Origin of the sequence: Rhodococcus sp. ACPA4, assembly GCF_002300185.1 — a bacterium.
In the GTDB taxonomy this organism is placed as follows: Bacteria; Actinomycetota; Actinomycetes; order Mycobacteriales; family Mycobacteriaceae; genus Rhodococcus_F; species Rhodococcus_F globerula.
This window is the reverse complement of the sequence record NZ_NSDY01000001.1, coordinates 1,025,818-1,038,134: the sequence shown is the minus strand read 5'-3', so window position 1 is coordinate 1,038,134 and position 12,317 is coordinate 1,025,818. Positions and strand designations below refer to the sequence as shown.

Here is a 12,317-nt window from a genome sequence, read left to right as displayed (position 1 = left end):
CCTAGCTGGTCACTGCCGGCTTCCGGATGAAGAACGAACCTGCCACCGCGATCAGGGATATGACGCCACCCCACATGAATGCGGTGTGGATACCCGATTGCTGAGCAGCGATGTCAGTCGCACCATCGGCGAGTTGGGAGGCGGCTGTGTTCGACATGATCGTGACGAACAACGCGGTTCCCGCCGCACCGGCCAACTGCTGACCGGTATTGAAAATCGCACTGCCGTGGGAATACAACTCCGACGGGACCGATCCGAGCGACGACGTCATCAGCGGAGTCATCACCAATGCCAGACCCACCATCAGCATCGAATGGATGCCGACAACCATCGGCAAGCCGGTCTCCGTGTCGAGGAGCGTCATCAGCCACAACGCGGCGCTGACCACGACGACACCGGGGATGACCAGCGGGCGCGGACCGACGCGGTCGAAGACCCGACCGACGAACGGTGCCAGAATGCCCATGAGCAAACCACCGGGGAGAAGCAACAAACCGGTCTTCAACGTGTCGAGGCCGAGCACATTCTGCAGGTACAACGGCAGCAGAATCAGCGCACCGAACAGGGCCATCATGCTGATCGCCAACATGGCCAATCCGATGCTGAACGTCGGCGTGAGGAATGGCCGCATGTCCAGGAGGGCGCGCCCGTCCTCTTGCCGCGACAACTGACGCAGAACAAACACGACCAGCGCCACGACACCGACAACCAGCGGTACCCACACCGGCACGCCGGATCCCTCGGCGGAATGTCCGAGACTACCGAGTCCGTAGACGATGCCACCGAATGCCAACGCGGACAATACAACCGACAACCCGTCGAACGGTGCTGCGCCGGTAGTGGTGAGGTTCTTGACCAACGCGGAGCCGATGGCAAACGCAACCAGGGCGATCGGCAACACAAGCCAGAACATCCAGCGCCAGTCCAGCGATCGCAGGATCACACCGGAGAGTGTCGGACCGATCGCCGGAGCGACGGCGATCACGATGGAGATGACGCCCATCATGGCGCCGCGCTTATGAGCGGGAACAACACGCAGGACCGTGGTCATGAGGAGTGGAAGCATGATGGCGGTACCACCGGCTTGGATCACTCGACCCGCCAGAAGAAGTTCGAATCCGGGTGCGGACGCCGCGAGGAGCGTGCCGACGCTGAAGAGCGTCATCGCTGCTGCGAATACTTGCCGGAGAGTGAATCGCTGGAACAGGTAGCCCGTCGTCGGAATCACGACGGCCATGGTCAGCATGAATCCAGTGGTCAGCCACTGTGCTGTGCTGGCGGTGATATCCAGGTCCACCATCAAACGTGGCAGTGCCACGCTCATGATCGTCTCGTTGAGGATCATCACGAACGCTGCGACGACCAGCACGGTGATCAACAATTTGCTACCGCGGTCGAGGTCAACCGATTCCGGTTGGGCTTCCGTCTCTTGAATATGCATGCGCTACTGAGAACTCTCTGGTCTTAGAAGACAAATCAACTTATTTAACTGACAATATCAATCATCTTGAGAGTCACTGTCAAGTTGATTTCGGCTGGTAAGTTGAGCCGCATGGAGGACTGCGGATGACCACACACGACAGCGTCAAGGTCCCCGCGGCAAAACGCGCTCCCGACCTGCGGGAACGCCGCCGCCAGGAAACTCGCCTCGAGATATCCCGGGCCGCTCTGGAACTTTTCGAACTCCACGGCTCGTCGGCGACGACGGTTGACGAAATCGCGCGCCGCGCCGGAGTCTCGCCCAGCACATTTTTTCGATGCTTCGCCACCAAGGAAGACTCGGCCCTCAGCGTCGAGGTCGAGTTCGAGACGGAAATCGTCGAATGGCTCGATGCGATCCCTGCCGACGACGTGACTCTGACAGGGATGCAGGAAATCTACGGGAACATCATCGAGAGACTGGAGGCCTCTCCTGACAGGCGAGATCGAATACTGCGAGTTCGACGCCTCCTCGCATCCGACCCCCATCTGTGCGCATCGTCATTTGCCACAGAATCCATGGCACTGATCCAACTGACGGACCGAGTTGCCATCAAACTTGGCGGCGAGAATGCCCGCCCTTACGCTCGACTACTCGTCGAAAGTGCCGCGATGACAACACGTATCGCGGTCGATACCTGGGCAGAACGCCTGGACAACGGCGCCGAGGCTGATCTGGCACAGATTTACCGGAGCACGTGCGAAGATCTGCGACGCGCCGCAGCGAGCTGATCGACAGCGAGATCAGGCAGACGAAGTCGGGGAATCGACAGCGCGGGCCGGTCCCATGTTGCGCGAGAACATGATCCCGACAAGAAGGACCAATCCTGAAACTGCGATGAACCAACCAGTCCGGTGCAGACCAGCGTCGTCGATCTGATGACCGGCCGTTACCTGCAACACCACAACCGCAAGATTCGCGCCGATGAACGCGACTGTGCGGTAAACGCCGATCGCAGCACCAACTTCGTCCACGGTTGTCACCGCATTGATCAGGCTTTGATTGCCGATGTTGTTGAAACCGTTCGGTATACCAAGTACCGCGGCAACAAGGAGAAGCACCAAGACCGGTGCAGTCGAGCTTTCGACCGAAGCGATCAACACCCCGCCGACCAGCAGCGCACACGTACCGACAAACAGAGTGCGACGGGCGCCGTACCGCCGGTATGTGCGAGACCCGATCATGGTGGCCACCACGCTGACCCCCGCGACGGGCAGCATCGTCAAGCCGGCCTCGATCGGGCTCATCCCCCGCGCGTACTGCAGCCATTGCGGAATTCCGAAAAAGACGCAGTAGAAGCACGTGTACGTGAGCAATGTCCGACCCAGAGTGGCACTGAGCGCGCGGTTACGTGCCAGGGCCTCGACATCCAGAAACGGCTCCGGAGCGCGGTGCTCCCACCAGACAAAGAGACCGAGTCCCGTCACCGCAACGGGAAGCAGCCACCACGTCGGGTTCCCCGGCAACGAAACCAGCAGCACCATCGTCGACGTGATCGTCACGAGGAACAATCCGATTCCGACCACATCGAGAGCATGGAGCGCTTCCCGAACCGACACTCGCCCACCGCCGGCAAAGCCCACGTCAGCACGCATAACCACAACAGCACTGAGCACTACGACGGGAAGATTCACCCACAGGATCGATTGCCACCCGAAAGCCCCCACAAGGAGACCACCGACAGTGGGACCAAGAGCTGCAACGGACTGACTGCAGACAACCAACGTTGCAATCGCTGTACGCGGCTGGCGCCCGTAGCGCTCGGAGTAGCTGCGGACCATGGTCATCGCGTTGGGCATGTGGGCTGAAATGCCGAATCCGAGGATCACGTACGCACCGATCAACCAACCGACATTCGGGGCAAGCATCCCGACGCACGATCCGATGGCGACCAGGGCTAAGCCTCCGAGAAATACCCGACGAGCGCCCAGCAATGCACCGAGCCGACCCATCATGGGGGCACCAACAGCGGTCGTGATGTACATCGCGGAGATGATCCAGGAAACGCCGCCGTTCGAACCGAACTGAGCGGCGATACCAACAATTGCCACGGCAATCATCGACGAATTCAGCGGTTGCAGAATGCTGCCGGTCGCTGCCGCACCACTCACCCGGAACGGAACAGGCAAGGCCTTGGTATCTGCCTGGTCCTCGACGGCGGTCATGCGCGCATCACTGACTCCTGCGCCGGTGTTGTATCGGTCGACTCAGCCGCACGCCGCAGCAAACGTCCTGCGAGATAAAGCAACTCACGTTCGACGTCGGTGAACTCCTCCGTCAGCACGGACGTAAGCCATTCACTACGGGCGGCGCGGTCCACGTCCAGGGTCCTACGGCCGATGTCCGTGATCGAGATCAAACTCGCGCGAGCATCATGTGGATCGACGGTGCGCGTCACCATCCCCTTCTCCTCGAGGAGAAGCACAGTACGCGCAATGGTTTGCGGGACTACCCGCTCCAAATCGGCAAGCGCACGCGCACTCATCGCGCCCACCCGATCCAGATGCGCAAGTGCCTGCAGTTGGGTTGGAGTCAACAAATGCCCGGAACTCTTCGTCCGAATCCTTCGACTGAACAGCGCCACGTCTTCCCGCAGCCGGTCGGCACGTTCGTCCATGCGATTCTCCCTAGTCTCATTAGCCAGGGTAGCTGCTTATTTCTTCTAAGGTCTTGGATGTGAGCTGTCTCTATCGAAATTTTTTCAACAGACTATCTGTCAAATTTTGTGTTCAACAGACTATCTGTCAAATTTTGTGAGGTGACATGACGTTGCGAGCCACCCCTATGGACTCCGGTACGCACCCATCCAATTGTGGATCAACAAAACCTGCCAACTCATGGCCTACGGAACCTGGAACCAATACGAGGTTGTACGTCAGCACCCGGGTTTCGCCGAACTAGCCGGATTGATCGGGCAAGACCACCATTCCACCGCAAAAGGTTTCGCAATCGCCGACGTCGATCTCGACGAACTTTGGCACGTTGTGCTGCGTTGTGCGATCGAAATCAACAGGTCCGACGCTTAAGACAGCAAACCCGGGAGACCACGCAGGGGCTCCCGGGATTGCGACTAAATATTCAGTTGGTAGACCTGCTTACAGCAGCTCCGAAAATTACAGCAGCTCGGAGATTTCCTCGGCGATCTGCTCGGGGGTGACCGTCGACTCGAACCGGCGAACTACCGCTCCGTCACGATCGACGAGGAACTTCGTGAAGTTCCACTTCACTTCGTCGGTACCGATCGCCTCGGGGCGCGTCTTGCTGACATGCTCGAACAGGAATCCGATTTCGGGCCCGAATTCACCGGGTGCCTCGCTGCGGAGGTGCTCGTACAGCGGGTCCGCGTTGTCGCCGTTGACCTCGATCTTTGCGTACACCGGGAAGGTGACGTTGTAGGTCGTGCTGCAGAACTCCTGGATCTCAGCGTCCTGGCCAGGCTCCTGATCTCCGAACTGATTGCTCGGGAATCCGATGACCCGAAGGCCGCGGTCCTTGTTCTCCCGGTACAGGGCATCGAGGCCCTCGTACTGCGGTGTGAATCCACACTTGCTTGCCACGTTGACGACCAACAGAAGGTTGCCCTTGTACTGGCTCAGATCCTCGGTGGATCCGTCGGCAGCCTTGACGGCAAAGTCGTGGACACTCATGAACTCTCCTGATTATCGAAGTGATTATATTGCTACCCAAGGTAGTTCATGCTTCGCCGGCGATAGTGACCGGACACACCAACACGAGTGCCGCACTCAACTGTCGGTATCGGTGGACCCGTCGTCGGCAAGAACGCGATACAACGCTCGACGCGCTTCGATCAGAACATCGGCAGCGGCCTTGACCTGCGCTGGTGTACCCACTGCGGCGACCTGACCGGCAGCACCCATCAGTTGCCCGATCAGCTCACGCAGATCCTGCTCGGGAGCGCCGACGCTGTCGCGAACCTCGTCCCACGGTGCACCGAGATCCGCCCGGTGCTGCTCGACGTACGCGGCACCTTCCTCGGTGAGTTTTGCAGTCTTCCGTCCGGCGACCTTGTCGATGATCACGAGGCCTTCGTCTTCGAGTTGCGACAGTGCGGGGTAGATCGATCCCGGACTCGGCTTCCACACTCCGCCACTGCGTTCGACGATCTGTTGAATCAGTTCGTAGCCGTGCATCGGTTCTTCGGCAATGAGGAGCAGAACAGCCGCGCGAACGTCACCTCGACGCCCGCGCCCGCCGCGTCCGCGCCCACGTCCGAAGTGCGCGCCGGGACCGAACCCTGGGCCAGGTCCGCCGTCGGGCCCGAACCGCCCTCGACGATGCCCGCGCCCACGGTCGCCGTCGGGAAAATGCCTGTCCATCTTTGCTACCCTTCGCCGATATCGCTGATAGTTCGACGATATATCGCACAGATCGAAGGTGCAATGTCTCGAGCAGTAAAGGTGCAATGTCTCGAGCAGTAAAGGTGCAATGTCTCGAGCAGTATCAGCCCACCGTCGAGCGCAGTCCGTCTGCGAGTTTTTCCAGTGCGTCGATCTCGCGGATCCCTGGATCCATCTCTGCCCCGGACAATGTGACGTAGTTGCGGTTCCGCACAGCAGTCATCTGCGCGGTCACCGGATTCGATTCGAGAAAGGCGATTTTTGTTTCCAACGAATCACCGTCTACTCGCCGACGGTGAAGGTCACCGAGCACCAACACATCCGGGTCGCGGTCGGCTACCGCCTCCCAACTCACTTCCGGCCAGTCGTCGGACAGATCCGCAAATACGTTGACTGCGCCTGCCTCGTCGGCAAGAAGACCTGGGGCCGAACAACATCCGGCCATGTACGGAGCCTCGAGTCCGGAGAACCAGAAAGCGAGCGTTCTTCCCAAACCGGCAACACCGGCCGCCGCTTCCGATAGCCGCGACTGCAGTTCGGCAATCAACTCTGCGCCACGATCCTGCACGTCGAAGATCGCCGCAAGCTCACGAATCTCCCGGTATAGCGTGTCGATGGTCAGAGTCGCCGTACGCGAGACGTTCTCCCCCTCCACGACGGCATCGGTACAGACAGACGGCGACTGATACGTGGGAATTCCCAGTTCCGCGAATCGGGAGCGTTCCGCGACAACGGCGGAGGTGAAGGTGTGGGCACTCGCCGACGTCACCAGATCGGGTTCGGTGTCGAGTACCACTTCGAGCGATGCGTCATTGTCGGCCAGTCTCGGCACCAGGTCGTTCTGGGCCGCGAGAGGAGCGAGAACAGGATCGAACCAGGTGGAGGTGCCTACCATCCGGTCGCCGAGACCGAGCGAGAGCAAGATCTCCGTCGCACTCTGGTACAGCGACACGGCTCGTTGCGGCGCCGAATCGAATGTCACTGACACACCACAATTTTCGAGTGTCAACGGGTAGCTTGTAGGGCCCGCTGCATCAGCAGCAACGGTAGTCGGGGTCCCGGCGTCCGGCGCAGAAGCGCTGGAGCACCCGGTCAGTAGTGCGGTGGTGCAGAGCAATCCGGTCGCGGCAGTGAGTGCGCGCGTCAGTGGTGCGGTGAGCACGGAAAGTCGTCCTTCGATCAGGGGCTCGGTCGCGGAACCCGACATGTGGCAATCGCCATCTTCGATGTGGTGCCGGACGAGTATTCGGACTCGTGGGAAATCCCATCGCCGTTGCGCGTCAGTTCCGGATTCTCACCGGTATTCCCTCGTCAGACAGTGGTCAGTATAGGCAGCACACATCCGCAATCATGCAAAGCGCCAGGCCAACCGAGAAAATTCTCAGCCGATTCGACGCGGGTCAATCTGAATACGCACGGGCCCGGAGGATTTTCTGGCGCTCCGAGCAGCGCGAGCATGAGCTAGAGCGTCAGCCAGTGCCCGGCCGTCCTTACGCGGCACCCGAATCAGCAGACGCTCGGGAGCTACGCCCGCCTCGTCCTCACCGGAATACGGAAGCCTCTCCCCCGCAGGCAATTCCACAGGCCCGAGGAGAACCGCGCTCGCAGGCAGATCGGCAGAAGCGACCAATTCAGTAATCGCGGCGCTACCACCGTCGATGGCCGCCAGATGGACGGCAGGCGGAAAGCCGACCTCGTCGCGTTCGTCGAACTGACTGCGGGCGTGCCCAACCGGATCCCACCGGACCAAAGCCTGAACTGTCGGGATTCCCGAATCCGCGACTACTACTACCTCGCCACCGTCGGACAGTGGAATCACCAAGGCTGCGGCAGACATCCAGCGCCGCAGAGTCTCTTCCTCGGTGCGAAGATCTGCGCGCCCGAGCAATGCCCACCCGTCGAGCAACAAAGCAGCACCATAGCCCCCGGTCATCACCGGTTCCGCGCCGACGGTCGAGACCACCAGCGCCGGGCCCTGGGCAACTTCCTTGACCACATCGCCGCCACCGGACAGCACAACCTTCACCCCGGGGAACGCGCGACCGAGTTCCTCAGCTGTTCGGCCCGCCCCGACCACAACGGCACGCAACGCCTTGGCTCCACACGCATGGCATCGGTAGGCCGCGTCGGCGACGCCGCACCAGCGGCACTCGGGAATTCCGGCACCGTCGGGACCTGCTGCAGATGGCAACGCCAACGGTCCGTTGCAACGACGGCACCGCGCCGGTGCCCGGCACTTCCCGCACGCGAGTGTCGGAACGTACCCGCGACGCGGCACCTGCACCAACACGCCACGGCCGTCGGCCAATGCTCGCCTGGCCGCGGCAAAAGCGATCGCCGGCAACCGTGCTGCCCTCGCACCGGGGTCGCGGGCCAACGCGTGATCACTATCCGCCAATGCGGTGATCTTGGGTGAGCAGTGCCTGACCACATCCCGAGCGGCGACCAAATCGTGGGCCCACCCCGAATCGACGAGCACCTGAGACTCCGCAGTTCGGGAGAAACCGCCGATCACCACGGCGCACCCGGCCACATGCGCGCGCAATACCGCGGATTCACGGGCGTGCGGGTAGGGCGAGCGGGGCTCGGACAGATTGTCGTCGCCGTCGTCCCACACGACAACAAGGCCGGTGTCCGGCGTGGGGGCAAAAACGGAGCTTCGGGTGCCGACGACGATGCGGGAACTTCCGCGAAGCGCCGCAAGCCACCGCCGATAGCGCATAGCCGGGCCAAGTCCCGCTGAAAGTCCTACTACCGCTTCAGGTCCGGATACTTTCTCGCAGGCGGCAAGAACTCGATCGAGATCGCGCTGATCCGGAACGACGATGACCGCACTCTTGCCTGCCGACGCCACCGAACCGGCGAGTTCCGCCAACCGCAACGGCCAATCCTCACCGGGCAATGCCTGCCACACCGCTCGCGGAGCACGCAGTTCGCGGACAGCGGTGACAAACGCGTCGCCGTACTGATAGAGGTGCCAGCCTCGTTCGTCCAACGTAGGCGCGGCGATCTCGCCGCTCGGTTCCCACGGCTCGCCTTCCACCTTGGCGTGACGCGGCGGAACGGCTAGTCGAAGCACGTCGGCCCGGGTGCCTGCATAGCGTTCGGCAACGCGGTCGACCAGTTGCGCTATCTCGACGGTGAGAACTCGCTCGGCCGAAATGACACGTTCGAGCCACCCGAATTTGCCCTGATGATCGCTGGTCGCCTCGCGGGAGACGATGAAACCGTCGACCAGACGACCAGCAAAGCGGATGCGCACCCGTACACCAGGTTGCGCATCCGCTTCGAGTTCACGGGGAACGAGGTAGTCGAACTCTCGGTCGAGGTGGGCGAGCGGGAGCATCGGGAGCACCCGGGCAACCGGATCAACCTCTGCCGCTACTCTTTCCGCGCCCACCCGCGCCCCGTCTGTACGTCAGTTATCAGAGACCTGCTGCGCTGCGCAGCTTGTCCGCACGATCCGTGCTCTCCCACGGGAGATCGATGTCGGTGCGTCCGAAGTGACCGTACGCCGCAGTCTGTGCGTAGATCGGACGAAGCAGATCGAGATCGCGGATGATCGCTCCGGGCCGCAAGTCGAATACCTCGGTGATGGCCTGCTGGATCCGAGCCGGGTCGGTCTTCTCGGTACCGAACGTCTCGACGAACAAGCCGACGGGAGCAGCCTTGCCGATCGCGTAGGCAACCTGAACTTCGATGCGATCGGCGAGGCCGGCCGCAACGGCGTTCTTGGCAACCCAGCGCATTGCGTATGCCGCACTGCGGTCGACCTTTGACGGGTCCTTGCCGGAGAATGCGCCGCCGCCGTGGCGAGCCATTCCGCCGTAGGTGTCGACAATGATCTTGCGTCCGGTCAGGCCGGCGTCACCCATCGGGCCACCGAGCACGAACTTGCCCGTCGGGTTGACGAGCAGACGCACGTCGGAGGTGTCCAGATCAATGACATTGATGTCTGCGAGCACCGAGTTGAGCACCTTCTCGCGAAGGTCAGGGGTCAGCAGGTTGTCGAGGTCGATGTCTGCGGCGTGCTGGGTGGAGATGACGACGGTGTCGAGACGAACCGGCTTGTCACCGTCGTACTCGATGGTGACCTGAGTCTTGCCGTCCGGACGCAGGTATGGCAAGACGCCGCTCTTGCGAACCTCGGTCAGACGACGCGACAAGCGATGAGCCATCGCGATGGGAAGCGGCATCAGTTCCGGCGTATCAGTGGTGGCGTAGCCGAACATCAGGCCCTGATCGCCGGCGCCCTGACGGTCGATCTCGTCGTCGAGAGTTCCGTCGACCCGAGCTTCGTGCGAATGATCAACGCCCTGAGCAATTTCCGGGGACTGCGCACCGATCGCGACGTTGACACCGCACGAGTTGCCGTCGAAGCCCTTGGCGGAGCTGTCGTACCCGATCTCGAGAACGGTGTCGCGGACGATCTTGGGGATGTCGGCGTATGCCGTGGTCGTGACCTCACCGGCGACGTGAACCTGGCCAGTGGTGACGAGTGTCTCCACGGCGACGCGGGCACGCGGATCCTGCGCGAGGATCGCGTCGAGGATGGAGTCGCTGATCGCGTCACAGATCTTGTCCGGGTGCCCCTCGGTGACGGACTCGCTGGTGAATAGCCGACTGCCGGACTTGCTCACAGATCTCCCTCTCGACGCCTTGAGTTCATGACTACAGCTTATTGAAATAACACGACCACCGTGTGGTGGCCGTTTTGTCGCTTATTCAGGGTGTAGCTGCGCCGACGATATCCGTTGAACGCTCGGCGCAACACCCTTACGCTCACCCGAAACGGGTGAGAAGCCCCTCACCCCTCTACGGGAATAACGTAATGAGCGCATCCAGCACGCGGCTGGCCATCAACGCTTTCGAACCGTGTTCCAGTGCCGCCTCGGATCCGTCGGAGCCGAGAAGCCAACCGTCGTTGTGATCAACTTCGAATGCCTTGCCCTCGCCGACTGCGTTGACCACAAGGAGATCGCAGCCCTTACGAGCAAGTTTCGAACGGGCGTAACTCAGGACGTCACCGTGTGCGTCACCGGTCTCAGCCGCAAATCCGACGATGACGGTGTCCGCGGCAAGGTCACCGGCCCGACGCGATTCGACGAGGCCGGCAAGGATGTCCGCGTTACGCGTCAGGGGGATCGAGTCGGGCTCGTTTGCGCCCTTCTTGATCTTGCTTCCCTCCACCGTGGTGGGCCGGAAATCGGCGACGGCAGCGGCCATGATGATGCCGTCCTGCCCGGGGGCATGCTTCTCGACGGCCAATCGAAGATCTTCGGCGGTCTTGATGTGGACGACGTCGACAGCTGCTGGATCCGCTAGATCGGCCGTGTATCCGGCGATCAGCGTGACCTGTGCACCTCGCTGCGCAGCCAGGCGAGCCAGGGCGTATCCCTGCTTGCCCGAACTGCGGTTGCCGAGGAAACGAACAGGATCGAGCGGTTCGCGGGTACCACCGGCGGTGACCAGAACTCGACGACCTTCGAGGTCACGAGGCAAAGCGTCGCTGCGCTCGAGGAGCAACGACGCGAGGCCCACGATCTCGTCGGGTTCGGGCAAGCGACCAGCACCGGTGTCCTTGCCGGTCAATCGTCCTGATGCCGGTTCGATCACGTGGACTCCGCGCGAACGCAGGGTCGCGACGTTGGACACCGTTGCGGGGTGTTCCCACATTTCGGTGTGCATCGCCGGAGCGAAGACGACGGGACAACGAGCGGTCAACAATGTTGCGGTCAACAGATCGTCAGCTCGGCCCATGACGGCACGTGCCATCAGATCGGCCGTAGCCGGCGCGATGACAACAAGGTCCGCTTCCTGCCCGAGTCGGACATGCGGCACCTGCGGTACATCGGCGAAGACACCGGTGTGCACCGGATTGCCGGAGAGCGCCTCGAAAGTTGCTCTGCCGACAAATTCCAGTGCGGACTCGGTGGGAATCACGCGAACGTGGTGACCACTCTCGGTGAAGCTGCGGATGATCGCGCACGCTTTGTACGCCGCGATACCCCCGCCGACACCCACAACGATGCGTTTACGCGCCGTACCGGAAGTTTCCGCTACTCCCCCGGTGCCCGAAACCGATTCGGGAGCGGCAGACGACGTGCTCACTCGCCTTCGGTGTGCTCGAGCAGATCAGCGTGGATTTCGCGCAGCGCGATGGAAAGCGGCTTTTCCTGCAGGCCCGGCTCGACGAGGGGGCCGACGTACTCGAGGATGCCGTCACCGAGCTGGTTGTAGTAATCGTTGATCTGGCGAGCACGCTTGGCCGAGTAGATGACCAGGGCGTACTTCGAGGAGGTGCGTTCGAGCAACTCGTCGATCGGCGGGTTGGTGATGCCGAGCGGAGTGTCGTAGGCAGGCAGAGCGCCCTGGCTTGCGGCGGACGCGGCTGAAGTGCTGCTCACTCTTGTGTCTCCTGAATTAGATCTTGAATGAAGGCCTACATGAATCGATTTTATGCACCTGGATGGATGAAA

11 protein-coding genes are annotated in these 12,317 nt (G+C 61.6%); 1 reads left to right on the top strand and 10 read right to left on the bottom strand.

The window, feature by feature from the left end; genetic code table 11:
• Window position 1: 1 nt before the first annotated feature.
• A complete protein-coding gene (locus CJ178_RS04880) occupies window positions 2-1,441 on the bottom strand; it encodes an MDR family MFS transporter (protein ID WP_033232143.1) in 1,440 nt (479 codons plus the stop codon).
• A gap of 125 nt (window positions 1,442-1,566) precedes the next feature.
• Here CJ178_RS04880 and CJ178_RS04875 point away from each other — a divergent pair, with 125 nt between their 5' ends.
• Entirely contained in the window at window positions 1,567-2,211 is a 645-nt protein-coding gene (locus CJ178_RS04875; protein ID WP_051730342.1) for a TetR/AcrR family transcriptional regulator, read from the top strand.
• Between the two features lie 12 nt (window positions 2,212-2,223).
• On the opposite strand, the gene CJ178_RS04870 is transcribed toward CJ178_RS04875, so the two are convergent.
• The 9 genes from CJ178_RS04870 to rpoZ all read right to left on the bottom strand — a co-directional run bounded on the left by CJ178_RS04870 (window position 2,224) and on the right by rpoZ (window position 12,245).
• Window positions 2,224-3,645, bottom strand: a complete 1,422-nt coding sequence (locus CJ178_RS04870) for an MFS transporter (RefSeq protein WP_033232144.1) — start codon at window positions 3,643-3,645, stop codon at window positions 2,224-2,226.
• Window positions 3,642-4,097: a MarR family winged helix-turn-helix transcriptional regulator gene (locus tag CJ178_RS04865; RefSeq protein ID WP_033232145.1), complete on the bottom strand. Its 456-nt coding sequence runs from the start codon at window positions 4,095-4,097 to the stop codon at window positions 3,642-3,644. Before CJ178_RS04865 ends, CJ178_RS04870 begins: the two co-directional genes overlap by 4 nt.
• 496 nt (window positions 4,098-4,593) lie before the next feature.
• On the bottom strand, window positions 4,594-5,127 hold the full coding sequence (locus CJ178_RS04855) for a glutathione peroxidase (protein ID WP_033232146.1): 534 nt from the start codon (window positions 5,125-5,127) through the stop codon (window positions 4,594-4,596).
• Between the two features lie 96 nt (window positions 5,128-5,223).
• The gene (locus CJ178_RS04850) at window positions 5,224-5,817 is read right to left on the bottom strand and encodes a PadR family transcriptional regulator (RefSeq protein WP_045067677.1); all 594 of its coding nucleotides are present in this window, start codon (window positions 5,815-5,817) and stop codon (window positions 5,224-5,226) included.
• 124 nt (window positions 5,818-5,941) lie between these two features.
• Entirely contained in the window at window positions 5,942-7,045 is a 1,104-nt protein-coding gene (locus CJ178_RS04845; protein ID WP_095886251.1) for an ABC transporter substrate-binding protein, read from the bottom strand.
• A gap of 174 nt (window positions 7,046-7,219) precedes the next feature.
• Window positions 7,220-9,238 (bottom strand): primosomal protein N', encoded by a 2,019-nt coding sequence (locus tag CJ178_RS04840; protein WP_179300719.1) that lies wholly within the window; start codon window positions 9,236-9,238, stop codon window positions 7,220-7,222.
• A 25-nt stretch (window positions 9,239-9,263) separates the two neighbouring features.
• Window positions 9,264-10,478 (bottom strand): methionine adenosyltransferase, encoded by a 1,215-nt coding sequence (gene metK, locus CJ178_RS04835; protein ID WP_033232149.1) that lies wholly within the window; start codon window positions 10,476-10,478, stop codon window positions 9,264-9,266.
• A gap of 175 nt (window positions 10,479-10,653) precedes the next feature.
• Window positions 10,654-11,949, bottom strand: coding sequence for a bifunctional phosphopantothenoylcysteine decarboxylase/phosphopantothenate--cysteine ligase CoaBC (gene coaBC / locus CJ178_RS04830; protein ID WP_033232150.1), 1,296 nt, complete (start codon window positions 11,947-11,949; stop codon window positions 10,654-10,656).
• Window positions 11,946-12,245 carry a DNA-directed RNA polymerase subunit omega gene (gene rpoZ / locus CJ178_RS04825; RefSeq protein ID WP_033232151.1) on the bottom strand — a complete coding sequence of 100 codons (300 nt, stop codon included), beginning with the start codon at window positions 12,243-12,245 and terminating at the stop codon, window positions 11,946-11,948. The genes coaBC and rpoZ overlap by 4 nt, the downstream gene beginning before the upstream one ends.
• Between the last annotated feature and the right edge of the window lie 72 nt (window positions 12,246-12,317).

What these genes read in the sequence shown, in the direction of transcription:
- CJ178_RS04845 (WP_095886251.1), bottom strand. Translation starts at nt 7,045, where the DNA reads ATGTCGGGTTCCGCGACCGAGCCCCTGATCGAAGGACGACTTTCCGTG.
- CJ178_RS04855 (WP_033232146.1), bottom strand. Translation starts at nt 5,127, where the DNA reads ATGAGTGTCCACGACTTTGCCGTCAAGGCTGCCGACGGATCCACCGAG.
- CJ178_RS04865 (WP_033232145.1), bottom strand. Translation starts at nt 4,097, where the DNA reads ATGGACGAACGTGCCGACCGGCTGCGGGAAGACGTGGCGCTGTTCAGT.
- CJ178_RS04850 (WP_045067677.1), bottom strand. Translation starts at nt 5,817, where the DNA reads ATGGACAGGCATTTTCCCGACGGCGACCGTGGGCGCGGGCATCGTCGA.
- CJ178_RS04870 (WP_033232144.1), bottom strand. Translation starts at nt 3,645, where the DNA reads ATGACCGCCGTCGAGGACCAGGCAGATACCAAGGCCTTGCCTGTTCCG.
- CJ178_RS04875 (WP_051730342.1), top strand. Translation starts at nt 1,567, where the DNA reads ATGACCACACACGACAGCGTCAAGGTCCCCGCGGCAAAACGCGCTCCC.
- CJ178_RS04880 (WP_033232143.1), bottom strand. Translation starts at nt 1,441, where the DNA reads ATGCATATTCAAGAGACGGAAGCCCAACCGGAATCGGTTGACCTCGAC.